The organism is Ruegeria sp. CG3, from assembly GCF_056537205.1.
Map to the genome: position 1 here is coordinate 2,025,262 of NZ_JBQFRC010000001.1, position 25,034 is coordinate 2,050,295.

Here is a 25,034-nt window from a genome sequence, read left to right on the forward strand (position 1 = left end):
CCCGATGAACCGCGCCACCGTAGAGCAGGTCTGGGAATGGCTCGACGCCGTACCCGACCCAGAGATCCCCGTGATCTCGGTCGTCGATCTGGGCATCGTGCGCGATGTGACATGGGAGGGCGACACGCTGAAGGTTGCCGTGACGCCCACCTATTCGGGCTGCCCGGCGACCTCGGTCATCGCGATGGACATCGAAACCGCCCTGCGCGACCACGGCATCGACAATATCAAGCTGGAGACCCGCATTTCTCCGGCCTGGACGACCGATTGGCTCAGCGACAAGGGGCGTGCGAAGCTGAAGGACTATGGCATCGCGCCGCCCCAGCCCGCGGGCGGACCCGACCGCTGCCCGCATTGCGGCAGCACGGCAGTGGAAAAGGTCAGCCAGTTCGGCTCGACCCCGTGCAAGGCGCATTGGCGCTGCACCGATTGCCTGGAACCCTTCGACTATTTCAAGTGCATCTGAGGAGGACCGGATGGCACGTTTTCACGATCTGGAAGTCACCGACATCCACAAGACCATCCGCGACGCGGTCGTGGTCACGCTGAAACCGGTGAACGGCGCGGCCGAGGAATTCGACTTTGTCCAGGGCCAGTACCTGACCTTCCGCCGTGAATTTGACGGGGAAGAGCTGCGCCGCTCCTACTCGATCTGCGCGGGCAAGGATGACGGCGTTCTGCAGGTGGGCATCAAACGGGTCGAGGGCGGCGCCTTTTCAACCTGGGCCAACACCGAGCTGAAAGTGGGCGACAGGCTGCAGGCGATGCCGCCGATGGGGGCCTTCCACACACCGCTGGACCCGGCCGCGCATCGGCAGTACCTGGGCTTTGCCGGCGGGTCGGGCATCACGCCCGTGCTGTCGATCCTAAGGACCACGCTGGCACGCGAGCCGAATGCGCGCTTCACGCTGGTCTATGCCAACAAGGGCGTGAACACGATCATGTTCCGCGAAGAGCTGGAAGACCTGAAGAACCAGTACATGGGCCGCCTGAACGTGATCCATATCCTGGAAACCGACGCGCAGGAGATCGACCTGTTCACCGGGCTGGTGACCAAGGAGAAATGCGCCGAGCTGTTCCAGCACTGGATCGACGTCGAAAACACCGACACCGCCTTCATCTGCGGCCCCGAGCCGATGATGCTGGGCATTGCCGAGGCGTTGCGCGAACACGGGCTGGACGACAGCCAGATCAAGTTCGAGCTGTTCGCAAGCGCCCAACCCGGCCGCGCCAAACGCAAGCAGGGCGATGCCGCCAGCGCCGCGCAGGCCAACCAGACCCAGGCGCGGGTCACGCTGGACGGCGCCACCCAGACCATCACCATGCCCAAGGACCAGACCATTCTGGATGCGGCGCTGGAAAACGCGATGGACGCCCCCTATGCCTGCAAGGCCGGGGTCTGTTCGACCTGCCGCTGCAAGGTGATCGAAGGCGAGGTCGAGATGGTCGCCAACCACGCGCTCGAGGATTACGAGGTCGAGAAAGGCTATGTGCTCAGCTGCCAGGCCTACCCGCTGACCGACAATGTCGTCGTCGATTACGACCAGTAAAGGGAGAGGGACCATGGCCGAAGACATGAGCATCGAAAGCTACCTAGCGGCAGGCGGCGTTCTGACCAACCCGACCAATGTGCCACCCCGATACCGGGCCGAGCTGATGAAACTGATGGCGACCTTCGTCGATAGCGAACTGGCCGGTGCGGCTGGGTTTGCGGACATCATCAACCAGGGGCCGGGCATCAAGGAACGCATCGCGGCGGCGAAGATCGTTCTGGAAAAGACCGACAATGCCGACCGCGTGCTGAAGATCATGGGCGAGTTCGGCGCGGATACCGACCGCTATGCCACGCATCACCCGTGGACCGCCCGGCTGGACCGTTCCGCCGATATCGGGGCCACGCGCAGCGAACATGACATGCGCCTTGCGGTCTTCAACTATCCAATCGAAGGCTGGACCGATGCGGTGGTGATGAACCTGCTGATGAGCCGGGCCGTGGGCGTGCAACTGGCCGAGTTCGCGCTGGTGTCCTATCAGCCGCTGGCCGAGGCGTTCCGCGCCATCGCCCCGATCGAGGCGCATCACGGCGAACTGGCTCTGGAAGGCGCGGTCAAGCTGTTGGAACAGGGCGCGGCGCCGGCGATGCAGGACTCGGTCGATTACTGGTGGCCCCGCGTGGCCGCAAGTTTCGGCGCGGGCAACCCCGAGCGGATGGAAAAGCTGCGCCAGATGGGCCTGCGCCGGGCCTCGGGGGTCGAACTGAAAAACCGCTGGCTGGCCGAGGCCGCAGAGGTCGTCACGCGGCTGGGCCTTCGCACCCCGTGATCACCGCCCGCTGGGGCGGCTGATCAGGCCGTATTTCAGGGCAAGCGATCGCAGGCCGCGACGCCGTGGCCGAGCCACCATGCCCGCGTCACGCGCACCCGCTTTGCGGTTGAATTCATAGACGTCGATGATGCGCTCGGCGCAACCGCAGGCCTCGCCCATCCCGACCTTGGCGAAATAGAATTTGTCGAACCGTTCCGGTTTTTGCATGGCGCCCTCCGACCGCAAGTAAACGCCGGGACACCCGCAAAAGCCAAATCACAATGCCGGCAGGGCCGGAGCTACAGCGCCTTGACGCCCGACAGGGTCAGGTTGCTGACCAGCGCGGCATAGTCCCGGCGCGCCTGCGCATCGGCACCGGAATTCCACATGTAATACCAGTTCAGCATGCCGAAGACCGACATCGTGGCCGACCGCAGCTTGGCCCCGTCGCCCTGGAACACGTCGGGTGCGACCTCGGACAGGATCGCGCTGAGGAAATTCACCATGTCACGCTGATACCCGCGCAACAGGCGCTGCTGATCCTCGGGCAGAGCCGACATGCCGCTGGTCTGGACCCGGTGTTCGTCATCCACGCCCTGATAGGCCAGCAGGATCTCGGCCACTACGCGGTGCAGCTTTTCGGGCGGGCTGAGGCCGTCCATCTCGAGCCCGCAGATCAGGTCGCGCAGTTCCCGCAGATAGGTCTCGAGAATGTCGAACAGGATCGCGTCTTTGCTGTCGTAGTAGTGATAGATGTTGGCCTTCGAGATCCCGCATTCGCGCGCAAGCTGGGTCATCGAGGCGCGGTCGAAGCCTTCGCGGGCAAAGACCCGCGCCGCCGATTTCAGGATCTGGGCGCGTTTCTGGTCGTGATCTTTTGCAATCGTACGGGCCAAACCTCACTCCTTGTCTCGGTTGTCGACGACGCGCTTGGCCTTGCCCTGGCTGCGCTCGACATCGCCGGGGTCCCCTACAACGATCTCGGTGGAAACGCCAACGATGTCCTTGATCCGCTTGGTCAGCATCCGCGCGGCGGCGGTCTTGCTGAGCTCATCGGCCGCGTCGGGCATCGCCTCGACATAGACGCGCATCGCGTCCATGCGGCCGGATTTGTACAGCTCGATCTGGTAATGCGCGGCGATGCCGCCGGTGGCCATGACCTGTTCCTCGATCTGGCTGGGGAAGACGTTGACCCCGCGCAGGATGATCATGTCGTCGCTGCGGCCGGTGATCTTCTCCATCCGCCGCATCGAACGCGCGGTGCCCGGCAGCAGCCGCGTCAGGTCGCGGGTGCGGTAGCGGATCATCGGCAGGCCTTCCTTGGTCAGCGTGGTAAAGACCAACTCGCCCATTTCGCCGTCGGGTAGAACCTCGCCGGTCTGCGGGTCGATGATCTCGGGGTAGAAGTGATCCTCCCAGATGACCGGGCCGTCCTTGGTTTCCACGCATTCGTTGGCGACGCCCGGCCCCATGATCTCGGACAGGCCGTAGATGTCGACGGCATGCATGTCAAACGCCTGCTCGACCTCTTTGCGCATCGCATCCGTCCAGGGCTCGGCCCCGAATACGCCCACCGACAGCGAGCTTTCGCGCGGGTCCATCCCGACCTTGTGATACTGTTCCAGGATGTTGAGCATGTAGGACGGCGTGACCATGATCCCGTCGGGTTTGAAATCGGTGATCAGGGCCACCTGTTTCTCGGTCTGACCGCCGGACATGGGAACGACCGTGGCGCCCAACCTCTCGATTCCGTAATGCGCGCCCAGACCGCCGGTGAACAGACCATAGCCATAGGCATTGTGGATCGTGTCGCCCTTGCGCAGACCGCTGGCGCGCAGGCTGCGGGCCACCAGATCGGCCCAGTGGTCGATGTCGTTTTTTGTGTAGCCCACCACGGTCGGCTTGCCCGTGGTGCCGGACGAGGCATGCAGGCGGATGATCTGCTCGCGCGGGACGGCAAACAGGCCGAACGGATAGTGGTCGCGCAGATCGTTCTTGTAGGTGAAGGGGAACTTGGCCAGATCGGCCAAGGTTTTCAGATCGTCGGGATGTACCCCGGCCTCGTCGAACCGCTGCTTGTACATCGGCACGTTGTCATAGGCATGGCGCAGCGACCATTTCAGGCGGTCCAGCTGCAAGCTGCGGATTTCATCGATCGACGCGATCTCGATCGGGTCAAGATCCGCTTTGTTCGGGGTCAGATCCTTCATGATGTCCTCCTCACCTCAAGATTCTGGAAACAGGGTGCCGTTGATCGCGCGGGAAAAACCCCTGAACTCGGCGATCTTGCAGCCGTCCTGGTTGGTCACCGTCACGTCATAGATGCCGCTGCGGCCTGTCAGGCTCTGCTCGGTGGCGCGGGCGGTCAGCCGGTCGCCCAGCCGACCCGGCGCGACATAGCTGATCACGTTGTGCTGGGCCACGGTCGACTGGTTGCGGCTGTTGCAGGCAAAGGCAAAGGCGCTGTCGGCCAGCATGAAGGTCACGCCGCCATGGCAGATCCCGTGCCCGTTGCAATGGTGCTGCTGCACGGTCAGCGCCAGTGTCGCGGTGCCCTCGTCGACCTCGACCAGTTCCATCCCCGCCCATTTCGAGGCATGGTCCTGTGCCCACATCGCGGCGGCGGCTTTTTCGGCGCGTTCTTTCGGCGTCATGCTCATTTGCCCCGAAACTCCGGGCTGCGCTTTTCCAGAAAAGCTGCGACACCTTCGGCATAATCGGCGGATTCACCGCAGGCCTTCATGGCGTCGGCCTCGATCTCCAGATGATCGGTCAGGCTGTTGGTCGCGGCGGCCTGGATGGTCTGCTTGGTCAGACCCAGGCCCAACGTCGGGCCGTTCGACAGGCGTTCGGCCAGCGCGCGCGCCTCGATCATCAGGTCGGCATTGGGCAGGGCTTTCCAGATCAGGCCCCAGTCCTCGGCCGTCTTCGCCATCAAGGGCTCGCCGGTCAGGGCCAGCCCCTTGGCCCGCGCCTCGCCCAGCAGATGCGGCAGGTGCCAGCTGCCGCCGGTATCCGGGATCAGCCCGACCTTGGCGAAGGACTGGATGAATTTCGCGGACTCGGCCGCCAGCACGATATCGCAGGCCAGCGCCAGATTGGCCCCCGCGCCCGCGGCCACCCCGTTGACCGCGCAGATCACCGGAAAGTTCAGCGACCGGATCAACCGCACCAGCGGCGCATATAAGGTGCGCACCGTGTGGCCCAGATCCGGCGGGCCGTCCATTTTCGACGGGTCGCGGTCGGCCAGATCCTGCCCCGCGCAGAACCCGCGCCCGGCCCCGGTCAGCAGGATCGCCCGCGCGCCTTCATCGCGCGCGCCTTCGATGGCGCGGCGCAGGGCGTGGTGCATTTCCTCGGTGAAACTGTTCAGGCGATCAGGGCGGTTGAGAGTGATTTCCACATAATTTCCACGCCGCTGCGCAAGAATCGTATCGCTCATGGGCCGCTCGCTTTGCATTCGTTTCGATATTCTTCTTGCATTAACCGAACGGTTGGTCAATAAATTTCTCCGACGAAGCGCCGAATCCGGGCTTTCGGCCAGTTGATGGTTACAAAAAGGACCATTAACGCATTTGTGACTCATGTTTTGGAGGAGGAAACCAGTCATGAAACTCAACGGGATCAAAACGCTGTTGGCGACGGCTGCCTTGGCAGTGTCGGGCAGCGTGGCATTTGCGGCGGATTACACCCTGACGATTTCCAGCTGGGCGCCGCCCACCCACGGGATCAACGCCAAGATGTGGCCCAAATTCGTCGAGATGGTCGAAGAGGCCACCGACGGCAAAGTGACTGCCGAGCTGAAGCTGGGCATCGCCCCGCCCCCGGCCCAGATGGACCTGATCATGGATGGCGCGGCGGATGCGTCGATCATCTTCCACGGCTATCAGCCGGGCCGTTTCGTGACGACCAAACTGATCGAACTGCCGGGCTATGAAGGCTCGGCCGAGGCCGCCTCGGTCGCCTATTGGCTCGCTTACGACAAATACCTGAAGGCCGCCGACGAACACCGCGGCGTCAAGGTCATTGCCCTGCACACCCACGGCCCCGCCCAGCTGCACACAAGCAGCCCGGTGACCTCGATGGACCAGATCTCGGGCCTCAAGGTGCGGATCCCCGGTGGCGTCGGTGGCGATGTGGGCACCGCACTGGGCGCGACCGGCATCCAGGTTCCGGCCCCCAAGGTCTATGAGACGTTGGCCTCGAAGGCCGCCGACGGTGTGGTCATGCCGTTCGAATCCCGCAAGGGCTTCAAGCTGACCGAAGTGGCCCCGAACGTCTATGAGATGCCGGGCGGCCTGTATCGCGGGTCGTTTGCCTTCATCATGAACGAGGACACCTTCGCCGACCTGCCCGAGGACATCCAGAAAGCGCTGGAAGAAAACGTGTTCGGCGAACCGCTGAGCCGCGAAATCGGCAAGATCTGGGACGAGATCGACGCCATCGGCCGTGAAGCGACCCAAAGCACCGAGGGCAATGCGATCCACGAAGCCGCTGCCGAGGACATGGAGAAGTTCTCGACGATCGCCGAGGACGTGCGCGCCAAGGTTATTGCCGAAGTCAACGAAGCCGGCGTCGATGCGCAAGCCGCCTATGACATGATCAAGTCGGAAATGTCCTCGAACTGATCCCTGATGCGGGGCGGCACTGGCCGCCCCCACCCAGCCCCTTCCGGAGCCACCCGATGACCCCTCTCATCCAGCTTGTACGGCGCGCCAGCGTCCTGCCGGTGATCGTCGCCTGCACGGCCCTGTTCATCCTGATGGTGATGACCTTCTGCGACGTGATCCTGCGGTCGGTCTTCAACGCGCCGATCGAGGCCGCCACCGAACTGACGCGCATCCTGATGGCGATTCTGGTGTTCTCGGTGCTGCCCATCATCTCGGTCACCAACGGGCATATCGCCGTGGACCTGACCGACGGTATCTTCCACCGCCTGCGCCTCAGCCGCCTGCGTGACGCGGTGATCTATATCCTCAGCGGCGCCATGCTGTATTGGCCGGTCCAGCGCGTGTGGATTCTGGCCGAACGCGCCCGCGACTATGGTGATGTCACCGAATACCTCAGCATCCCGACATACCTCGTCGGCTGGTTCATCGCTGCGTCGGTGGCGATCACCGCCGTGGTGATGATCATCACCGGACTGCTGCACCTGTTTGCCCCCAAGACCCTGACGGAATCCACTCAATGACCGCTGCCCTCATCGGATTTGCCCTTGTCCTGATCCTGGTGCTGATGCGCCTGCCCATCGTCTTTGCCATGGGGCTGGTCGGCACGTTGGGCTTTGCCTATGAACGCGGCGGCTCGATCTTTGACGAGCGCGGGCTGAAGGCCGCGATGTCGATGGTCGGCCGCCAGATCACCGATACCGCGCAGGATTACGGCCTGTCGGTCGTGCCGCTGTTCATCCTGATGGGCTTGTTCGTCAACAAGGGCGGCATGGCGCGCGAGCTTTATGCCGTTTCCAACGCCTTTCTGGGCCATATGCGCGGCGGCATCGCCATGGCGACCGTCGCGGCCTGCGGCGGGTTCTCGGCCATCTGCGGATCGTCGCTGGCCACCGCCGCGACCATGTCCAAAGTCGCGATGCCGCAAATGCGCCGTTATGGGTATTCCGACGAACTCTCGACCGCCTCGATCGCGGCCGGCGGCACGCTGGGCATCCTGATCCCGCCCTCTGTCATCCTGGTCATCTACGGGCTGCTGACCGAAACCTCGATCGGCAAGCTGTTCATGGCCGGCATCATCCCCGGCATTCTGGGCATCCTGTTCTACCTGTTCGCCGTGCGCTGGACCGTCTGGCGCAACCCGGATGCCGGCCCGGCCGGTGAACGCGCCAGCTGGGGCGAGCGCATCAGCGCTCTGGGGTCCGTTTGGGCGGTGCTTCTGCTGTTCTTCCTGGTGATCGGCGGGCTGTATGGCGTGTTCGATTTCGAACCACTGAACCTGACCTTTTCGCCGACCGAGGCCGCAGGCATGGGCGCCGCCGGGGCTTTTCTGATCGCGCTGTTCCGCGGCGGGCTGACCGTGGGATCGACCTTTGAGGTGCTGAAGGAAACCTGCTTTACCGCCGCCGCGCTGTTCGCGGTGCTGATCGGCGCGCAGATCTTTTCGAACTTCATCAACCTGGCCGGCCTGCCCGAGGCGCTGATCGCCATGGTCACCGCCTATGACGTGGCACCTTTCGTTGTGATCCTCATGATCCTGGGCATCTACATCATCCTGGGCTGCGTGTTCGAATCCCTGTCGATGCTGCTGCTGACGGTTCCGATCTTCTTCCCGTTGGTGACCTCGCTGGGCTATGATCCGATCTGGTTCGGCATCGTCGTGGTGGTGGTGACCGAGATTTCGCTGATCACCCCGCCGGTGGGCCTGAACGTGTTCATCCTGAAAGGCGTGGTGGGCGATGTTTCGACCGGCACGATCTTTCGCGGCGTGACCCCGTTCTGGGTGGCCGACATCTTCCGCCTGGCGCTGATCGTTCTGGTTCCGATCGTGGTTCTGTACCTGCCGCAACAGATGGGTGCGCTGGGTCACTGATCACATTTCGCCGCGCAATGCGGCCCCAAAACAGGAGCATTTCATGTCTCTGAAACAGATTTCCAGTTTCGCCGCGGGCCAGTGGGTTGCGCCCGGTGCCGGGGCCCGCACCATCGCCTCGGCCATCACCGGAGAACCCTTCGCCACCGCCGGCAACGATGCGCTGGACGTGCAGGCGATGCTGGCCCATGCCCGCGACGTGGGCGGGCCTGCCCTGCGCCAGCTGACGTTCCATGAACGCGCCAAGATGCTCAAGGCGCTGGCGCAGGCGCTGTCGGAACGCAAACAGGCGCTCTATGACCTGAGTTTTGAAACCGGCGCCACGCAGAAGGATCACCTGATCGACATCGATGGCGGTATCGGCACCATGTTCGTCTTTGCCTCGAAAGGGCGGCGCGAGATGCCCGACGGCCATGTCTATCTGGATGGCGATGTCGAGCAGCTGTCGCGGAACGGCACCTTCCTGGGCCAGCATGTCTGCACCCCGCTGCAGGGTGTCGCGGTGCATATCAACGCCTTCAACTTCCCGGTCTGGGGGATGCTGGAGAAACTGGCCCCCACCCTGCTGGCCGGGGTTCCGGCGATCGTGAAACCGGCCACCAACAGCTGCTATGTCACCGAGTTGGCCCTGCGGATCATGCTGGACAGCGGCATCCTGCCCGACGGCGCACTGCAGCTGGTCTCGGGCGGGCTGGGCGACATGCTGGATCATCTGACCTGTCAGGACTTGGTCAGCTTTACCGGCTCGGCCGACACCGCGATGAAGCTGCGGCAGAACCCGGTGATCGTGACCAACTCGGTGCGGTTCGTGGCCGAGCAGGACAGCCTCAACGCCTCGATCCTGGGCCCCGACGCGGCATCCGGCACGCCCGAATTTGACCTGTTCGTCAAGGAAGTCGTGCGCGAGATGACGACGAAGGCCGGACAGAAATGCACCGCCATCCGCCGCATCATCGCCCCCCAGGCGCAGGTCGAGGCGCTGATCGCCGCGATCTCGGCCAAGCTGGCGCAGACCACGATCGGCGATCCGCGACTGGACGGCACGCGTATGGGCGCGCTGGTCTCGAACGGGCAGAAGGCCGACGTTCTGGCCAAGGCCCGCCTCATCGGGCAAGAGGCCGAACGCGTGTTCGGCAACCCCGACGCGTTCGAGGTGGTCGGCGCCGATGCCGAAAAAGGCGCCTTCGTCCCGCCGATGCTGTTTCACTGCGCCGACCCCGACGCCGCCCGGCACGTGCATGACACCGAGGCGTTCGGCCCGGTCTCGACCATCATGGGCTATCGCGATCTGGACCACGCCATCGCGCTGGCCAATCGCGGCCAGGGGTCGCTGGTCACCTCGCTGATCACCCATGACCCCGAGGTCGCGCGCCAGGTGGTGATGGGCGCGGCCGCCTTCAACGGGCGGATCTATATCAACGACCGCGACTCGATGCAGGAATCCACCGGCCATGGCTCGCCACTGCCGCACATGGTCCATGGCGGCCCCGGCCGCGCCGGCGGCGGTGAAGAGATGGGCGGCGTGCGCGGCGTGAAACACTACATGCAGCGCACGGCCCTGCAGGGCTCGCCCCGGATGCTGGCGACGATCGGCCGGAAATGGATTCCCGGCGCGCCCGAGATCCAAGGCCCCGCGCATCCCTTCACCCGCAAGTTCACGGAACTGCAGATCGGCGAGACGCTGCACACGGCGCCCCGGACCATCACCCTGGACGACATCGAACATTTCGCCCATTTCACCGGCGACACATTCTATGCCCACACGGACGAGGACGCGGCGGCCAGAAACCCGTTCTTTCCGGGCCGCGTGGCGCATGGCTATCTGCTGCTGAGCTTTGCCGCCGGTCTGTTCGTCGAGCCGAACGAAGGGCCGGTGCTGGCCAATACCGGGCTGGACGGCCTGCGCTTCATGAAACCGGTTGTGGCCGGCGACAGCATCAAGGTCCGCCTGACGATCAAGCAAAAGACCCGCCGCACCGACGACTATGGCGAGGTGCGCTGGCACGTGACGCTGACCAATCAGGATGACGAGAAGGTCGCCGAATACGAACTGCTGACCATGAACGCCTACTGAGCGCACGGCAAAGTGTTTTTCTTGCACCGCTGGGCCGGATAGACTGGGCGCATGACCAACGCGCATCCGTGGTTCACCCAGGCCGTAGCCGAACTGGCCGACCCGCAGAATCAGCGGGTCTGGTCGATCATCGTGTCGCTGTTCGGCGACATGGCGCAGGAGCGCGGCGCCAAGATCTCGGGCGGGGCGCTGGGCCGCATCATCGAACCGATGGGCATCAAGCCCGAGGCGATCCGCGTGGCCCTGCACCGCCTGCGCAAGGATGGCTGGATCGAAAGCGACCGGGTCGGGCGCGTTTCGATGCATTTCCTGACCGAATATGGCCGCACGCAATCTGCCCGGGTCACGCCGCGCATCTATGCGCGTGACCCTGCGCCGGATACGCCACTGCACCTGCTGATCGCCGAGGATGGCACCGGCACCCGGCTGCTGGAAGACATCCTGCTCAGCCAAGACTACACGCCGATCGGCCGCAACGCCGCGTTGGGATCGGGGGCACCGCCCGTGGACCAGGACGAACTGCTGATCCTTGAGGTCACCGCCCGCTCGGTCCCGCGCTGGGTGCATGAAAAGCTGCTCCCACCCGAATTGCGAACGGCTTGCCGGTCCCTGCACGGGGCCGTGCGCCACGTGTCCCAAGGCCGCCCGGCCAGTTGGGAGCCCACGCCCTGTCAGATCGCCACGCTGCGCACGTTGATCGTGCACCGGTGGCGGCGCGTCGTTCTGCGTCTGCCCGACCTGCCCGACGGATTCTGCCCGCCGGACTGGACCGGCCCGGCCTGTCGCGCGCAGGTATTCCGCCTGCTGGATCAACTGCCGCGCCCCCTGCCCGACGAGCTAAACCAAGACTGACCCCACGGCAGGTTTTCCTGAAACGCCGTTTGACCCTATCCTGACCTTGTACCTTTGGGAGGAGGTGCAGGCATGACCCACGACACTGACATGCTGATCGTAGGGGCCGGGTTCTCCGGGCTGATCATGGCGATCGAGGCCCGCAAACGCGGCATCCACAACATCGCGATCCTTGAAAAGGCCAACGACATCGGCGGCACATGGCGAGAGAACACTTATCCCGGCGTGGCCTGCGATGTGCCCTCGCACCTGTATTCGATGGCAACCCATCCGAACCCGGACTGGACCCGCGCCTATGCAGGCGGGGCCGAAATCTGGGACTACATGCGCCGCGTTGCGCGCGACGAAGGGCTGTACGATCTGTGCCATTTCCACACCGAACTGAAGTCGGCCCAGTGGGAAGGCACGCATTGGCGGGTCGAGACGACCGGCGGCGCGCAATGGACGGCACGGTTCCTGGTGTCGGCCATCGGCGCCCTGCACATCCCCAGCATTCCCGAGATCCCAGGAGCAGCGGGCTTTCCGGGACCGGCGTTCCACTCGGCCCAATGGGACCACACGGTGCCGCTGCAGGGCAAACGCATAGCAGTTGTCGGCACCGGCGCATCCGCCGTTCAGTTCGTGCCGGAAATCGCCAAAACCGCCGCCCATGTCACCATCTTCCAACGCAGCGCGCCTTACGTTCTGCCGCGTCCCGACGGACCGATTGCGCCCTGGGTCCGGCGCCTCTATCGCCGCATTCCGCTGCTGCCGCGCATCCGCAGGCAGTTCATCTACTGGCTGTTCGAATTCCGCCACCGCGTATTTCGCGGCGAAAAACGCGCGGTCGACTTTGCCATGAAGATGTGGCGCAAAGGGCTGGAGGACGCCGTATCCGACCCCGACATGCGCCGCATTCTGACACCGGACTATCGGATCGGATGCAAGCGCGTCCTCAGCTCGAACGACTGGTACCCGGCGCTGGCCCGCGACAATGTCACCGTGAACCCGCATGGGGTCGAGCGGATCGAAGGGACCGAGATCATCGCGACCGACGGCAGTCGGACGGCGGCCGACATTCTGATCTGGGGCACCGGTTTCCACGTGACGGACGCGGTCCAAAGGCTGGACATCCGCGGCGCGAACGGGCTGAGCCTGCAGGAGGCCTGGGCCGACGGCATGCAGGCCAATCTGGGCACCGCCATTGCCGGGTTTCCCAACTTTTTCATCCTGCTGGGGCCGCATACCGGGCTGGGCCACAACTCGGTCGTTCTGATGATCGAAGCACAAGTCGCCCATATCGGCCGGGTGCTGGAGGAGATGCGGCGCGCGGGTCTGCCCGCGATTGCTCCAAACGCTGACCGGCAGGCCGACTTCACCCGTGAAATGCAGGAGCGTCATACTGACAGTGTCTGGCAGGCCGGCGGATGCACTTCGTGGTATCAGGACGCACAGGGGCGCAATACGACGCTGTGGCCCGGCACCGTTTCGGAATTCCGCAAACGTCTGGCGAAGGCCGGGCTCGAGCATTACCATCCCGTTGATCCCGCCCAGACCAAAGGACCGCCGACATGACCACCCTGCTGACCATTGCGCTGATCATCGGTGCCGCGTTGATCCTGATGCATCTTTGGACCCGTCGCCTGACGCGGATGGGAGCCCAATCCGTGCCTCAGCCCGGGCAGATCCTGCCGATGAACGGCGGTTCGATCCACTATGTCGAACAGGGCGATCCAGAGAAGCCGACGGTGGTGATGATCCACGGGTTGACCGGCCAGTTGCAGCACTTCACCTATGCCATGACCGACCTTCTGGCCGACGACTTTCACGTCATCGCGGTTGACCGGCCCGGGTGCGCGTATTCGACCCGCGACCACGCGCGGCTGGCCACCTTGCCGGAACAGGCGCGGATGATCCACGAATTCCTCGAAGCCAAGGGCGTATCGCAGGCCATTCTGGTCGGACACTCGCTCGGGGGCGCGGTGTCGCTCGCCATGGCGCTGGACAATCCTGAACGGGTTCGGGCACTGGCCCTGCTGGCCCCGCTGACACATCGGGTACCCAGCACACCCGCCATCTTCAAGGCGTTGGAGATCCGGACCGAATGGCTGCGCAGCCTGATCGCCAACACGATCGCTGTTCCCCTGGCGAAAACCACGGCGCCGCACGTGATTGATGAGGCGTTTGCCCCGGAACCGGCCCCGAGTGATTTCCTGGACCGCGCCGGTGGCGCCTTGGGGCTGCGCCCGTCAGCCTACATCACCGGATCGCAGGATCTGGCGGGCGTGGACGCCAGCATCGACGCCCAGTCCCAGCGCTACCACGAACTGAAGGTTGGGGGCGGCATCCTGTACGGGGCCGAAGATCCGATCCTGTCACCCAGCCAGCAAGGCGCACCGATGGTGGAATACGGGCTGAGCTTTGAACAGCTCGAGAACCGCGGCCACATGATCCCCCTGACCGCGCCCGAGGCCTGCGCAGAGTTCGTCCGCCGCATGGCCAATGCTTCGCAATCGCCGTCGAAACCCGCCAACACGGCCGGATGAAGAATCCCGCATTTTCGTGGCATTTCCCTCTTGACCCTCTCCGGCCCCTCCCTTAAATCGCCTCTCACCGTGGCGGAGTAGCTCAGTTGGTTAGAGCAGCGGAATCATAATCCGCGTGTCGGGGGTTCAAGTCCCTCCTCCGCTACCACTTCCCTGAAATCCTCGAGTTTGGCCTTGGGCCGCGTCCGCTTGGCCAGTCGCGGTTATCATCGACGATGGCAATGCCCTCATGCCACCCGTCTGCATCAAGCGGATCGGACAAACGGCCTGTTCGCCCTCCTCCAATTATCAACCCGGAAGGTTTGACTTTGGATGGCCGGCCCTATCATATTCAAATCTATGATAATGATAGCCAAACCGGCACAAGCGGGAGGAACAGTGATGAAACGTCTATACCTTGGATTGGTCTGTGCCCTCAGTTTCGCTTGGCCGGCAGCGGCCTAGGATGAAAAACCACCTCAAACACTGTTCACCAACGTGCATGTCTTCGACGGTACAAGCGAACAACGCATCGAAAACGCCAGTGTTCTGGTCGAAGGGAACCTGATCAAAACGGTTTCGACCGAAGCGATCGACGCCCCAGACGCCACGGTGATCGACGGCGAGGGGCGCACGTTGACACCCGGGTTCATCGAAAACCATGCGCATCTCATGTTGATGGGGCCCAGTCTCAGCGCCATGGAAGCCAATTCGACATGGGAGGATTTCGGAATCCATGCGACGCGGATGGCCGAAATGTATCTGATGCAGGGATTCACGACGGTCAGGGATGCAGGCGGGGCCAACGGTGGACTTCGCCGGGCTATCGACTCGGGTCAGATTCCTGGGCCACGCTATTATCCGTCGGGCGCTTTTCTAAGCACGCGTGGAGGCCACGCCGACTTTGGCAACTTTACCGCACCGCCGGGGACGGACACCAATTTCAGCCGCCTGAATATGGCACAGGAAATCAGCGGCGTTGACGACGTTTACAAATTCGGACGCAACAACTTCCGGATGGGCGCGACGCAGCTCAAGTTCATGCAATCGGGCGGTGTCGTTTCGGCCTTCGACCCTTGGCAGTTGCTGGCCGGATCGCCAGAAGAGATCAAAGCCGCCGTGCAAGTCGCGAATGAATATGGCAGCTATGTCATGGCGCATTCCTATCGGAAGGAAGCAATTCTGGGTGCGCTCGACGCGGGCGTGATGTCCATCGAACACGGATTTTCCTTCGACTGCGATATCGCGGAAAAGATGAACGAAATGGGCGCGTATATCACGACCAATCTCACAGCGTTCGATCCCGGCCTTCTGGATATTCCAGCGGTCAAGAACCAACCATCGAGCCTTGCCAAGGCAATCTCGGCTTCGGCGACCTTCGAGAATTACATCCCGAACATGAAGGAATGCCCGGTCAAGCGCGGGTTCCAGACCGATTGCGTGGGCACTGTCGAAGCCTGCAACATCCAGATCGCGTATGAAAAACACCTGAACAACGAATTCTTCGGCCCCTATCAATCAATGGTCACACTGACCTCGATCGGAGGCGAGATCGCCCAGTTGTCCGGCGATTTCACCAATCCCTACACCGCCGGTAAGCTTGGAGTGATCGAGGAAGGCGCCTATGCGGACATTCTGCTGATCGACGGCAACCCGCTCGAAGATTTCTCGGTCGTGGGTACAGGCGATCAGTGGTTCGGTGCGGACCCGCGGCCTGACAGCCCCGAGACCATCCGCCTGATCATGAAGGATGGCGTGATCCACAAAAATACGCTCAACTAGGGCCATGATGAGGATTCGCGGTCGGGACCGCCATGACAAGCCCGCCTTTCTGAACTCCGTCCGAACTCTGCTGATTGCGGCGACGCTCAGCTTGGGTACGGGCGCGCCCACTTGGGCCGGCCTCTCGGTTGGTTGGGACGATCTGCCTGACCCGACCGTCCAGACCTTTGAGGACCCCTATCGCGACCTCAGCCCCGAACAGTTCGACGACGTCCTGTTCGTCGTTCGGCTGCGTGGCCGGCTGCAGCAGGATGTCGGAACGGACGAGGACCGCCAGAAGTGGCAGGAACTTCTGCACGAGACCGAGGATGCGCTAGCCGCGGGCGGTGTCGACGTGGACTGGCTGTTGGGTCAACGCGAGGTCGTGACCGAACGCAGGGAAAAAGCAGCCACGCTTGGCAACCCCTTGTATGACGGGCAAGAGGTCACGCTGTCCGGTTTCGCCATTCCGGCTCCTGCGGACGCGGACGGGCGATCCGTTGTCTATCTGGTGCCCGAACGGGGCATGTGCAGCCATATGCCGCCGCCGCCGCCGAACCAGATGATCCGTGTGATGCTGGATGCCGACTGGGTTCCCAGCTATGTCCACGAACCCGTCCGCCTGACGGGACGTCTGACGATTTCGCCGACCGATCACCAGATGGTCGTGGTCGACGGGCTGATGCCGATGCGCGCCACGTTCCAATTGGAGGCAGACAAGGTCGAGACGCTCCAGAACCGCACCGACGGGCTGGAGTGGAGCGAGGACGCGACAGATCTTCTTCGGGCCGCGGGGCGGCGCAAAACCGGTGGTCAGGCGGCCTCGGAATGATCCGGCGGATTGCGCTGGTGCTGGCGGCCCTTGTCTGGGCTTCGGGTGCGGTCGCTCAGGGATTGTCAGGTCCCTCGTCGGTGAATGCCGAGCTTGAGCCCGGAGACGGCTTGACCGATCCGCAATTCCGGTCGGATTTTCCGCGCAATATCGCGCCTGGATGGTTTGCCTGGAAGGATCGTCTGGCCGAAGACGGGTTCCGTTTCAACATTGACTATCTCGCCCTTGGGCAAACGACGGATGCCGACCTGGGCACCGGCGAAGCCGCCAGCGGAATTGCCCGTTTCTATGGCAGCTGGCAGGCAACCGAACAGGGTTCGTTGACCTACAAGGTCGAACACCGGCACAGCTATACCGATGTCGCTCCGCAGTTTCTGGGCCTGGACGGAGGCGCGCTTTCGATCACAGGAACCGCCTTCAACGACACGGGTTTTCTGCTGACCAACCTGTTCTGGTCGCAGCGGGCCGCGGACGGGTCGTGGACGCTGCAATTCGGTCAGATCGACGTGACCGACTTCGTCGACATCTATGGCCTTGTCAGTCCCTATAGCGGTTTCCAGAACCTGTCGTTCAACACCAATCCGACGATAAACGCCCCCAACCCCGGGCTGGGTCTTGCCGGGGGCGTGCGGCTGGGCAGCAATTTCTATGCTGTGGCCAGTGTCGCTGACGCAAACGCCGATCCGTCCGATCCGAACTTCGACGTTTTCAGCGACGGCAACCTCTTCAAATCGCTCGAACTGGGCTACACGTCGGGCTTTGATCGGATCTATTTCGACAACATCCATCTGACACTTTGGCACGCGGATGCAGCCGATGACGGCAGCCGGGCCGAAGACTACGGCGCGGCCTTCTCCGCCGCGTGGTTCGTGGGCAACCAATGGATGCCGTTCCTGCGCGCCGGCGCGGCAAAGGGAACGGCGGCGCTGTATGATCGGTCCCTGTCAGCCGGCATCGGGTACTACGGCCGGAACACCGATCTGGCTGGGCTGGGGCTGAACTGGGCCGAAGCCCGTGGCATCGACGGCGATCAGTTCACCCTCGAAGCTTTCTACCGTTTTTCGATTTCGCCCGGCTTGCAGATCACGCCGTCGGTGCAGTTCATCTCGAACCCACTGCTGAACCCCGGCCAGGACAGCGTGGCCCTGTTCGGCCTGCGGACAAGGCTCGTGTTCTGACGCTGGCCGGGTCTGCCCACTTGAGGCAATGAAACCCATGGAAGGACACTCGATGAAGCCACTGATGACTGCAGCCGCAACTGTCCTGACAATCGCCGCACCCCTTCACGCCAGCGAAGAGAGCAAGACCTGGGACGCATCGGACGAAGCCAGGCAGTAAGTGCAGGACACGATCGTACTGGGCATGCTGGCCAGCCCCTACGGAACCGGCTGGACCGAAGACGAACAACTGCACACCTACTTCCAACGCGCCCGGGACAACGGCATCACCGGCCATGAAATGACATTGGTCGCCGCTGACATGTCGTTCGACACGTTGCTTGAACAGCACTATCATTTCCGCGCCGCCATGGCGCAGCAGCCCGAGAATTATCTGATCGTGAATGAAACACGCGATATCGAGGCCGCGCATGCTCAGGGCAAGACGGCTGTGATCTGGAACAGCCAAACGGCAACGGTTCTGGATGGCGACCTCAAGAAGATGGCCCTGCTCAAGGACATGGGCATCAAAAGCATGATCCTGGCCTACAACGACATTTTCCGAACCGGATCAGGGCAGTTAGCAGCTTACAACGGACGGGACATCGGTCTGACCCCATGGGGCAAATCCGTGATCGATGAGATGGTGCGCTTTGGCATCCTGCTGGACCTTAGCCACACCGGGTCGAAAACGGCCAACGACGCGATGGACTACATGGATGAGAACTATCCCGGCGTGCCCTATGTCTACACTCACTCGGTTCCGGCGGGGCTCTACGCGAATGAGCCCAACGCCACGACCAAGGGCTGTTACCGAGCCATCCCGGACGACGAGGCACTGCGCGCAGCCAAGTCCGGAGGATACATATCGCCCACATTCACAGAATGGATGATGGACGGGGTATGGCCCGAAGACATCTCACCCAAGCAAGCCGCCGATATGATCGACTATTATGTCCAACTTGTCGGCGTCGACCATGTCGGGATCGCGACGGACGACATGTTTTCAACCGAACTTGTCGTTCAGTTCGCGACCGCGAATGCCAGCATGTATGACGACGGTGGCTACATGATTGATGCGTTCAACAAAGGCGCAACCGGGAATGGTGAATTGGCCAAGATCCTTGCCGCGATAACCGACGATCTGTGGGCGGGGGGCTATTCAAACGAGGACCTCGCCAAAATCTACGGCGGCAACAAAATGCGCGTCTATGCCCAAGTCTGGGAGGGCAGGCCGCCCGAACGGTTCTTGCAGGAATACCCTGAACGCCTGCGGATGAGGCAGGAGTTCCAGAACCTGTTCCACTCGCGCTAGTCCCCGTCCGGTCGTTGAATCTTCGACAAGGTGCTGACACCGATCTGGGCCATGGCGATGTCCATCTCCTCGGACAGCACCGCCCACAGCCTGTGCAAACCGGCCTCGCCGCCCGCCGCGATGGCGAATTGCAGGACACGCCCGAAGAACAGGAAATCGGCGCCGGCCATCAGCGCCTTGAGCGCATCTTCGCCGGATCGCAGGCCGCTGTCGTAGAACAGCGGATAGTCGTCGCCGACCGCCGCCCGGATCTGTGGCAGGACCGAGATCGGCGCGGGCGCACTCTCCAACTGGCGGGCGCCGTGGCTCGAGACCTGGATGGCGTCGACTCCGGCAGCCTTCAGTGCAACCGCGTCTTCGACGTCCAGCACGCCCTTGACCACCAGCTTGCCCGGCCACCGGTCGCGCAACCTTGCCAGCGTGTCCCAATCGGCCTTTGCACGGCTTTCGGTGCGGTCGAACGCGAACCCCTCCATCAGGAAATTCGCCATCTGCGGTTTGCCCTTCAGCAAGGTCGAGATCGACCAGCGCGGGTGCAGCGCGAAATCCAGAAACTGCCACGGCCCGATCCGGAACGGCATGCGGAAGCCGTGGCGCAGTTCGCGCGGGCGGCGGCCGACTTCGGGCACATCAACCGTCAGGATCAGAGTCTTGTAGCCCGCGGCCCTTGCCCGATCGACCAGCTTGAACGTGCCGCTGCCATCGCCGCTGAAATACAGCTGAAACCAGGCATGGCCCCGGGCCTCTTCGATCAGCGCCTCCATCGGTGTCGAGGCCACCGTGGAAACGCCCAGCGGCACCCCGTATTGCGCCGCCAGCCGCGCCAGCATCAGGTCGGCGCCCGGAGCGGACAGGTTGCACATGCCCATGGGCGCGATACCGAAGGGCCTGTCGGCTGGTTGCCCGAATACGCGGGTTGCCAGTGACCGGCTACTGACATCGCGCAGGATCCGGGGCCGCAGGGTCATGGCGTCCAGCGCCGCGCGGGTGCGCCGGGCCCCAGCCTCGGACCCGGCGGCCCCGTCGATATAGTCGAACACCATCCACGGCAGACGCCGCCGGGCCAGCCGGCGGGCATCCTCGGCGCTGTGGATGGCGCTTGCGCCCATCAGGCCTGAACGGCCTTCATGAAGCGGTCGCGGATGACGACCGGGTCCATCGTGATCGGCGGCATCTTGGCGTTTCCGCTCTCACATTTGCTGACGATGATGGTCATCTGGCGGGCGTCCAGCGCTTCTTGCAGCACGCGGCCGGTCTCTTCGGCCTGGCATTCGATCACGCGCTCGCAGCCCGCCGCCTCGGCCATCTTGGCCAGCGAGGTCTTCTGCCCCGCATAGGTCGGCTGATCTCCGGTCGAGCCGTACGAGCCGTTGTCGATGATCAGCAGGATGTAGTTGTCGGCCACGTTGTTGGCGATGGTCGGCAGCGTCCCCAGATTGGTAAGGATCGAGCCATCGCCGTCGATGACGATCACCGGTTTTGGCTGGGCCAGCGCCAGACCCAGACCGATGCTCGAGGCCAGCCCCATCGTGCCCAGCATGTAGAAATTGGTGGGCTGATCGTCGATGGCATGCAGTTCCTGGCTGGGGATGCCGATATTGCACACGACCAGTTGGTCGCGCAGGGTCGGGGCGATTTCCTTCAGGATTTCAGAACGGATCATTGGTCGCCATAGCCTCCCCAGAAATTGGCGTCGGTCAGGATCGCGACGGGCTTGTTGCACATGAAGGTGTATTTCAGGATCGCGTCCAGTTCGGCCACGTCTTCCTGATGATGGAAATGGTAGGTCGGAATGTGCATCTGCGCCAGCAGGGCCTTGGTGTGAACGGCCATCTCGACCTGGCAGGCGATGGGCTCGCGCAGTTCGCCCCGGTACGAGATCAGCATCGGCAGCGGCATTCGGTAATACTGAATCAGCGTCGCCAGCGTGTTGATCGTGACCCCGATCGCGGTGTTCTGCATGATGATCGCGGGGCGCTTGCCGCCCATCCAGGCCCCGGCGCACAGGCCCATGCCTTCGTCCTCTTTGTTCGAGGGGATGTGGTAGATGGAGTCGTGGGCGTCGATCTCGGCGATGACGCCGGCCAATTGCTTGCACGGCACCGTGGTGACGAACGAGATGTCGTTGGCCACCAGATCTTCGGTGATCTTCTTGTCTATGTTCATGTCGAAACTTCTGTTCCTGGGTTGGGGCGCCGAGGGCGCGATGGACGGGTCAGGCCCTGCGGTGGACGTGGACGGCACATTTTGCATGCCGCACCACGCGCGACGCGGTGGAGCCAAGGAAATAATCAGTCAGTCCGGGACGGTGCGAGCCAATGACCACGCAATCGAACCCGTGGTCGTTGGCATAGTCGATGATCGTGCGCGCGGTGTGGCCTTTGACCAGTTCGGGCTTTACGTCCGTAAGGCCTTCCAGCTTGTTCATCAGGACTTCGCGGGCGCGGGCAAAGCCATCGGCCACGGCATCTTTGTCCAGATAGACGCTGACCGAGCCCTGCGGCATCTCATAGACATGCAGCGCCACGATCTCGGCGGATCCGCCGCCCAGAGCACGGGCGATCTCGAGCGTTTGGGGCGAAATGCCGTGGTCAAGCGCCATGGGGACAAGAATTTTCTTATACATGGTTACCTCCAGTTCCGGGCGGTCAAGCCCACGGGGACAGCACGATTTTCGGAACCGCGACCTCGCCCGAGCGTAGCTGGGCGAAGGCCCGGGCGCCATCGGCCAGATCGCGTTCTTCGATCCAGTCCAGAAGGCCCAAAGCGCCGTCAAAGATGGCCTGCGCGGTCTGACGGAAATCCTGCGCGGTATAGGTGTAGGTTCCGATGAAGGTGATCTCTTGCAGGGTCATGCGTCGCACGTCCAACCCGCCGGCGTCCTCGCCCAGGCCCACATGCGCGATCACTCCGCCGGGTTGGGCCCGTTCCGAGGCAACCACACGGGTGGCGGCAAAACCCACGGCGTCGACCACGATCGGAAATTCGCCTTGCGCTTCGGGTGCGACCTTGGCGCAATCCAGCCTTTGCAGGAACTTACGCCGTAGGTCGTTGGGTTCGACGATGGTCACATCCACGACATCCATCGCCCGCAGCGCCAGCGCCGCCGCAAGGCCAATCGCCCCACCCCCGATCACCAGCGCACGACGCTCCATCGCCGGGTGCAGCGCCTCGAGCGCAAGGCGCGCGGCATGCCAGCTGACGGCCAGCGGCTCGGCCAAGGCGGCTTTGGCGAAGGGCACGTGATCCGGCACCTCGACCAGATTATCCCAGGGCATCGAAACATATTGAGCAAAGGCGCCTTCGCGCGGGGGCATCGAGATGATCTGGCGGTCGGGGCACAGGTTTTCCCGTCCCGCTTGGCAGGCCGGGCACTGCCCGCAGTTTACAAGCGGATTGATCGTGACCCGCGTTCCGTCTTTGGGGCCGCCGATCACTGTGCCCGCCGCCTCGTGCCCCAGGATCAAGGGCGCCGGGCGGCGCGCATCATGACCCAAGTAGGCGTGCATGTCGGACCCGCAGATGCCAGCGGCCTCGACCCGGATCAGGTGCTCACCGGGTTGCGGCGCGGCGTCCGGCACGTCGCGATAGGCCAGCTGTTCGACACCTTCATAAACCAGAGCTTTCATTTCGCCGTGAACCCCCCGTCAACCATCAGGATCTGCCCGGTGACATAGTCGGATGCCTGCGAGCACAGAAAAAGGATCGGCCCGTCGATGTCGTCCATACGGCCATTGCGACCGATGCAGGTCTGCGCCGCGTTGCGGGCCGCGCGGGCGGGGTCATCGAACACCGCCTGCGTCAGCTCGGTCGGAAAGAAGCCCGGGCCGATGGCGTTGGCGGTGATCCCGTGGGGCGACCAGGCCTCGGCCATGGCGCGGGTCAGCTGCGCGATCCCGCCCTTGCTGGCCCCATAGGCGATCCCGCCGGGAAAGGCCCGCGTCGTCTGCAGCGACGCGAAATTCACGATCCGGCCCCAACCACGCGCCTTCATCGCAGGCACCATGGCCTGGCTGAGGAAGAACGGCGCACCGAGGTTCAGGCCCAGTGTCGCGTCCCAGCCTTCGGGCGTGACGTCATCGGCGGCCTGTCGCGAGTTCACCCCGGCGGCATGAACCACGATATCCGGCGCGCCGAACGGGGCCGAGATTTGTTCGACCAGCGATGGCAGGCCGTCCCGGTCGGCCACGTCACCTGCGACCACCGCAGAGCCTGCACCGATCTCGGCCTGCAACTCGGCCAGTGCCTCGGCCCGGCGGGCAACGCCCACCACCCGCGCGCCCGCGGTCGCCAGCACCTGCGCAACGCGCCGGCCCAGCCCCGAACTGGCGCCCGTGACGCAGGCCACCCGGCCGGTCAGATCGAACAGGTCGCGGGGGTCATTCATCGGCGGTCAGGTCAAAGGTTTCGTCCGGGAAATACTTGGCCAAACGCACATCTGCGGCGCGGGCGTGGCCCTCCATCCCTTCCAGACGCGAAATCCGCGCGGTCGCCTCGGCGATGGGTTTCGAACCCTCGCGCGTGGCCCGCTGCCAGGTGACGATTTTCATGTATTTGTGCACGCTCAGCCCGCCGGTATAGCTGGCCGCGCCTGACGTGGGCAGGACGTGGTTCGTACCGGTGGCCTTGTCGCCATAGGACACGGTCGTTTCTTCGCCCAGGAACAACGAGCCATAGCAGGTCAGCCGATCCAGCCACCAATCCAGATCCGCGGCCTGCACGGTCAGATGCTCGGGGGCGTAGTCGTCGGAACACGCGGCCATCTCTTCGCGGTCCGCGCACAGGATCACCTCGGCATAGTCGCGCCAGGCGGCGGCGGCATTGTCGCGGTTCAGCTCAGGCAGATCGGCGATCAGGGTGGGAACCATCTCCATCACCCGGGTCGCCAAATCGCGGTCATCGGTCACCAGCCAGACGGGCGAGTTGTAGCCATGCTCGGCCTGACTCACCAGGTCGGTGGCCACGACGAAGGGGTCGGCCGTGGCATCCGCCAGGATCAGGCTGTCGGTCGGGCCGGCGATCATGTCGATGCCGACCTTACCGTACAGAATGCGCTTGGCCTCGGCCACGAACTGGTTGCCCGGCCCCACAAGGATGTTGGCGCGCGGCAGCCCGAACAAGCCATAGGTCATGGCGGCCACGCCTTGCACGCCCCCCATGGCCAGGATGCTGTCAGCGCCGCTGATATGGGCGGCGTAGACGATCGCCGGGGCCACGCCCTCGCCCGGGCGGGGCGGCGAACAGGCGGTGATGTGACGGCACCCCGCCACTTTGGCGGTGGTCACGGTCATGATGGCGCTGGCGATGTGGCTATACCGCCCGCCGGGCACGTAGCAGCCCGCCGCATCGACCGGGATGGCCTTCTGCCCCGCGATGAAGCCCGGCACGATTTCCAGCTGCACATCCGACACGGTGGCCTTCTGCGCCTCGGCAAAGCGGCGCACGTTGTCCTGGGCAAAGCGGATGTCGGCCTTGAGCTTTTCCGGCACCCGGGCGCAGGCGGCGTCGATTTCCGCGGGGGTCATCAGTACGTTGCCCTCGAACTTGTCGAACTTGGCCGCGTATTCCATCGCCTTGGCGTCGCCGCCGGCCTCGATGTCGGCCAGAATGGTCTTGACCGTGTCATGCACCTCGGACGCGTGGGATTGTGCGGTCAGGGTGGCCTTCTTGAGGTATTCACGCGACATATTCAGAA

26 protein-coding genes and 1 tRNA gene are annotated in these 25,034 nt (G+C 63.6%); 15 read left to right on the plus strand and 12 right to left on the minus strand.

The genetic code is table 11. The features are described from left to right. The first annotated feature begins 4 nt into the window (after positions 1-4). From paaD to ACR0NB_RS10045, 3 genes are read left to right on the plus strand one after another with little or no spacing between them, the layout of a single operon-like run. Positions 5-466, plus strand: coding sequence for a 1,2-phenylacetyl-CoA epoxidase subunit PaaD (gene paaD / locus ACR0NB_RS10035; RefSeq protein WP_480775555.1), 462 nt, complete (start codon positions 5-7; stop codon positions 464-466). Positions 467-476: 10 nt separating this feature from the next. Next, entirely contained in the window at positions 477-1,550 is a 1,074-nt protein-coding gene (locus ACR0NB_RS10040; RefSeq protein WP_480775556.1) for a 2Fe-2S iron-sulfur cluster-binding protein, read from the plus strand. 13 nt (positions 1,551-1,563) lie between these two features. After that, positions 1,564-2,322 carry a Phenylacetic acid catabolic protein gene (locus ACR0NB_RS10045; protein ID WP_170340287.1) on the plus strand — a complete coding sequence of 253 codons (759 nt, stop codon included), beginning with the start codon at positions 1,564-1,566 and terminating at the stop codon, positions 2,320-2,322. On the opposite strand, the gene ACR0NB_RS10050 is transcribed toward ACR0NB_RS10045, so the two are convergent. From ACR0NB_RS10050 to paaG, 5 genes are all read right to left on the minus strand, one after another. Continuing rightward, positions 2,323-2,532, minus strand: a complete 210-nt coding sequence (locus ACR0NB_RS10050; RefSeq protein ID WP_170585162.1) for a hypothetical protein — start codon at positions 2,530-2,532, stop codon at positions 2,323-2,325. Between the two features lie 71 nt (positions 2,533-2,603). After that, on the minus strand, positions 2,604-3,200 hold the full coding sequence (locus tag ACR0NB_RS10055; protein ID WP_005978266.1) for a TetR/AcrR family transcriptional regulator: 597 nt from the start codon (positions 3,198-3,200) through the stop codon (positions 2,604-2,606). A 3-nt stretch (positions 3,201-3,203) separates the two neighbouring features. Further along, a complete protein-coding gene (paaK, locus tag ACR0NB_RS10060) occupies positions 3,204-4,514 on the minus strand; it encodes a phenylacetate--CoA ligase PaaK (protein ID WP_480775557.1) in 1,311 nt (436 codons plus the stop codon). Between the two features lie 15 nt (positions 4,515-4,529). Next, positions 4,530-4,958 carry a hydroxyphenylacetyl-CoA thioesterase PaaI gene (paaI, locus tag ACR0NB_RS10065; protein WP_480775637.1) on the minus strand — a complete coding sequence of 143 codons (429 nt, stop codon included), beginning with the start codon at positions 4,956-4,958 and terminating at the stop codon, positions 4,530-4,532. Positions 4,959-4,960: 2 nt separating this feature from the next. Then, positions 4,961-5,746, minus strand: a complete 786-nt coding sequence (gene paaG, locus ACR0NB_RS10070; RefSeq protein WP_480775558.1) for a 2-(1,2-epoxy-1,2-dihydrophenyl)acetyl-CoA isomerase PaaG — start codon at positions 5,744-5,746, stop codon at positions 4,961-4,963. Between the two features lie 166 nt (positions 5,747-5,912). Between paaG and ACR0NB_RS10075 the strand changes: the two genes are divergently transcribed. The 12 genes from ACR0NB_RS10075 (at position 5,913) to ACR0NB_RS10130 (ending at position 19,339) form a co-directional block, all read left to right on the plus strand. After that, entirely contained in the window at positions 5,913-6,932 is a 1,020-nt protein-coding gene (locus ACR0NB_RS10075; protein ID WP_480775559.1) for a TRAP transporter substrate-binding protein, read from the plus strand. 56 nt (positions 6,933-6,988) lie between these two features. After that, positions 6,989-7,495 carry a TRAP transporter small permease gene (locus tag ACR0NB_RS10080; protein ID WP_170598951.1) on the plus strand — a complete coding sequence of 169 codons (507 nt, stop codon included), beginning with the start codon at positions 6,989-6,991 and terminating at the stop codon, positions 7,493-7,495. After that, positions 7,492-8,844 carry a TRAP transporter large permease gene (locus ACR0NB_RS10085; protein ID WP_480775560.1) on the plus strand — a complete coding sequence of 451 codons (1,353 nt, stop codon included), beginning with the start codon at positions 7,492-7,494 and terminating at the stop codon, positions 8,842-8,844. Before ACR0NB_RS10080 ends, ACR0NB_RS10085 begins: the two co-directional genes overlap by 4 nt. Before the next feature lie 43 nt (positions 8,845-8,887). Next, positions 8,888-10,918, plus strand: coding sequence for a phenylacetic acid degradation bifunctional protein PaaZ (paaZ, locus tag ACR0NB_RS10090; protein ID WP_480775561.1), 2,031 nt, complete (start codon positions 8,888-8,890; stop codon positions 10,916-10,918). Positions 10,919-10,969: 51 nt separating this feature from the next. After that, a complete protein-coding gene (locus ACR0NB_RS10095) occupies positions 10,970-11,770 on the plus strand; it encodes a PaaX family transcriptional regulator C-terminal domain-containing protein (RefSeq protein ID WP_480632577.1) in 801 nt (266 codons plus the stop codon). A gap of 72 nt (positions 11,771-11,842) precedes the next feature. After that, positions 11,843-13,324, plus strand: a complete 1,482-nt coding sequence (locus ACR0NB_RS10100; protein ID WP_480632576.1) for a flavin-containing monooxygenase — start codon at positions 11,843-11,845, stop codon at positions 13,322-13,324. Then, a complete protein-coding gene (locus ACR0NB_RS10105) occupies positions 13,321-14,295 on the plus strand; it encodes an alpha/beta hydrolase (RefSeq protein WP_170405168.1) in 975 nt (324 codons plus the stop codon). Before ACR0NB_RS10100 ends, ACR0NB_RS10105 begins: the two co-directional genes overlap by 4 nt. A gap of 71 nt (positions 14,296-14,366) precedes the next feature. Beyond that, positions 14,367-14,443, plus strand: a tRNA-Met gene (locus tag ACR0NB_RS10110). Between the two features lie 329 nt (positions 14,444-14,772). Further along, a complete protein-coding gene (locus ACR0NB_RS10115) occupies positions 14,773-16,056 on the plus strand; it encodes a metal-dependent hydrolase family protein (protein WP_480775562.1) in 1,284 nt (427 codons plus the stop codon). A gap of 7 nt (positions 16,057-16,063) precedes the next feature. Next, positions 16,064-16,867, plus strand: coding sequence for a DUF3299 domain-containing protein (locus ACR0NB_RS10120; protein WP_170420570.1), 804 nt, complete (start codon positions 16,064-16,066; stop codon positions 16,865-16,867). Beyond that, the gene (locus ACR0NB_RS10125) at positions 16,864-18,045 is read left to right on the plus strand and encodes a carbohydrate porin (RefSeq protein WP_480775563.1); all 1,182 of its coding nucleotides are present in this window, start codon (positions 16,864-16,866) and stop codon (positions 18,043-18,045) included. The genes ACR0NB_RS10120 and ACR0NB_RS10125 overlap by 4 nt, the downstream gene beginning before the upstream one ends. A 160-nt stretch (positions 18,046-18,205) precedes the next feature. Continuing rightward, the gene (locus tag ACR0NB_RS10130) at positions 18,206-19,339 is read left to right on the plus strand and encodes a membrane dipeptidase (RefSeq protein WP_480775564.1); all 1,134 of its coding nucleotides are present in this window, start codon (positions 18,206-18,208) and stop codon (positions 19,337-19,339) included. Here the strand turns inward: ACR0NB_RS10130 and ACR0NB_RS10135 are convergent. From ACR0NB_RS10135 to hisD, 7 genes are read right to left on the minus strand one after another with little or no spacing between them, the layout of a single operon-like run. Then, entirely contained in the window at positions 19,336-20,448 is a 1,113-nt protein-coding gene (locus tag ACR0NB_RS10135; RefSeq protein WP_480775565.1) for an alpha-hydroxy acid oxidase, read from the minus strand. The two genes, ACR0NB_RS10130 and ACR0NB_RS10135, sit on opposite strands and share 4 nt — an antisense overlap. After that, positions 20,448-21,002 (minus strand): sulfopyruvate decarboxylase subunit beta, encoded by a 555-nt coding sequence (gene comE, locus ACR0NB_RS10140; RefSeq protein ID WP_170340252.1) that lies wholly within the window; start codon positions 21,000-21,002, stop codon positions 20,448-20,450. The genes ACR0NB_RS10135 and comE overlap by 1 nt, the downstream gene beginning before the upstream one ends. Beyond that, positions 20,999-21,505 carry a sulfopyruvate decarboxylase subunit alpha gene (gene comD / locus ACR0NB_RS10145; RefSeq protein WP_170339639.1) on the minus strand — a complete coding sequence of 169 codons (507 nt, stop codon included), beginning with the start codon at positions 21,503-21,505 and terminating at the stop codon, positions 20,999-21,001. Before comD ends, comE begins: the two co-directional genes overlap by 4 nt. 49 nt (positions 21,506-21,554) lie before the next feature. Next, positions 21,555-21,965, minus strand: coding sequence for a universal stress protein (locus ACR0NB_RS10150; RefSeq protein WP_170340249.1), 411 nt, complete (start codon positions 21,963-21,965; stop codon positions 21,555-21,557). Between the two features lie 22 nt (positions 21,966-21,987). Next, positions 21,988-22,968: a zinc-dependent alcohol dehydrogenase gene (locus ACR0NB_RS10155; protein ID WP_480775566.1), complete on the minus strand. Its 981-nt coding sequence runs from the start codon at positions 22,966-22,968 to the stop codon at positions 21,988-21,990. Further along, positions 22,965-23,726 carry an SDR family NAD(P)-dependent oxidoreductase gene (locus ACR0NB_RS10160; RefSeq protein ID WP_480775567.1) on the minus strand — a complete coding sequence of 254 codons (762 nt, stop codon included), beginning with the start codon at positions 23,724-23,726 and terminating at the stop codon, positions 22,965-22,967. Before ACR0NB_RS10160 ends, ACR0NB_RS10155 begins: the two co-directional genes overlap by 4 nt. Further along, positions 23,719-25,026, minus strand: a complete 1,308-nt coding sequence (hisD, locus tag ACR0NB_RS10165; protein WP_170356995.1) for a histidinol dehydrogenase — start codon at positions 25,024-25,026, stop codon at positions 23,719-23,721. The genes ACR0NB_RS10160 and hisD overlap by 8 nt, the downstream gene beginning before the upstream one ends. Between the last annotated feature and the right edge of the window lie 8 nt (positions 25,027-25,034).

Bases quoted from the DNA above. Each gene is read 5' to 3' on its own strand.
- paaD (WP_480775555.1), top strand. From the start codon at position 5: ATGAACCGCGCCACCGTAGAGCAGGTCTGGGAATGGCTCGACGCCGTA.
- ACR0NB_RS10040 (WP_480775556.1), top strand. From the start codon at position 477: ATGGCACGTTTTCACGATCTGGAAGTCACCGACATCCACAAGACCATC.
- ACR0NB_RS10045 (WP_170340287.1), top strand. From the start codon at position 1,564: ATGGCCGAAGACATGAGCATCGAAAGCTACCTAGCGGCAGGCGGCGTT.
- ACR0NB_RS10050 (WP_170585162.1), bottom strand. From the start codon at position 2,532: ATGCAAAAACCGGAACGGTTCGACAAATTCTATTTCGCCAAGGTCGGG.
- paaK (WP_480775557.1), bottom strand. From the start codon at position 4,514: ATGAAGGATCTGACCCCGAACAAAGCGGATCTTGACCCGATCGAGATC.
- paaI (WP_480775637.1), bottom strand. From the start codon at position 4,958: ATGACGCCGAAAGAACGCGCCGAAAAAGCCGCCGCCGCGATGTGGGCA.
- paaG (WP_480775558.1), bottom strand. From the start codon at position 5,746: ATGAGCGATACGATTCTTGCGCAGCGGCGTGGAAATTATGTGGAAATC.
- ACR0NB_RS10075 (WP_480775559.1), top strand. From the start codon at position 5,913: ATGAAACTCAACGGGATCAAAACGCTGTTGGCGACGGCTGCCTTGGCA.
- ACR0NB_RS10080 (WP_170598951.1), top strand. From the start codon at position 6,989: ATGACCCCTCTCATCCAGCTTGTACGGCGCGCCAGCGTCCTGCCGGTG.
- ACR0NB_RS10085 (WP_480775560.1), top strand. From the start codon at position 7,492: ATGACCGCTGCCCTCATCGGATTTGCCCTTGTCCTGATCCTGGTGCTG.
- paaZ (WP_480775561.1), top strand. From the start codon at position 8,888: ATGTCTCTGAAACAGATTTCCAGTTTCGCCGCGGGCCAGTGGGTTGCG.
- ACR0NB_RS10095 (WP_480632577.1), top strand. From the start codon at position 10,970: ATGACCAACGCGCATCCGTGGTTCACCCAGGCCGTAGCCGAACTGGCC.
- ACR0NB_RS10100 (WP_480632576.1), top strand. From the start codon at position 11,843: ATGACCCACGACACTGACATGCTGATCGTAGGGGCCGGGTTCTCCGGG.
- ACR0NB_RS10105 (WP_170405168.1), top strand. From the start codon at position 13,321: ATGACCACCCTGCTGACCATTGCGCTGATCATCGGTGCCGCGTTGATC.
- ACR0NB_RS10120 (WP_170420570.1), top strand. From the start codon at position 16,064: ATGAGGATTCGCGGTCGGGACCGCCATGACAAGCCCGCCTTTCTGAAC.
- ACR0NB_RS10125 (WP_480775563.1), top strand. From the start codon at position 16,864: ATGATCCGGCGGATTGCGCTGGTGCTGGCGGCCCTTGTCTGGGCTTCG.
- ACR0NB_RS10135 (WP_480775565.1), bottom strand. From the start codon at position 20,448: ATGGGCGCAAGCGCCATCCACAGCGCCGAGGATGCCCGCCGGCTGGCC.
- comE (WP_170340252.1), bottom strand. From the start codon at position 21,002: ATGATCCGTTCTGAAATCCTGAAGGAAATCGCCCCGACCCTGCGCGAC.
- comD (WP_170339639.1), bottom strand. From the start codon at position 21,505: ATGAACATAGACAAGAAGATCACCGAAGATCTGGTGGCCAACGACATC.
- ACR0NB_RS10150 (WP_170340249.1), bottom strand. From the start codon at position 21,965: ATGTATAAGAAAATTCTTGTCCCCATGGCGCTTGACCACGGCATTTCG.
- ACR0NB_RS10155 (WP_480775566.1), bottom strand. From the start codon at position 22,968: ATGAAAGCTCTGGTTTATGAAGGTGTCGAACAGCTGGCCTATCGCGAC.
- ACR0NB_RS10160 (WP_480775567.1), bottom strand. From the start codon at position 23,726: ATGAATGACCCCCGCGACCTGTTCGATCTGACCGGCCGGGTGGCCTGC.
- hisD (WP_170356995.1), bottom strand. From the start codon at position 25,026: ATGTCGCGTGAATACCTCAAGAAGGCCACCCTGACCGCACAATCCCAC.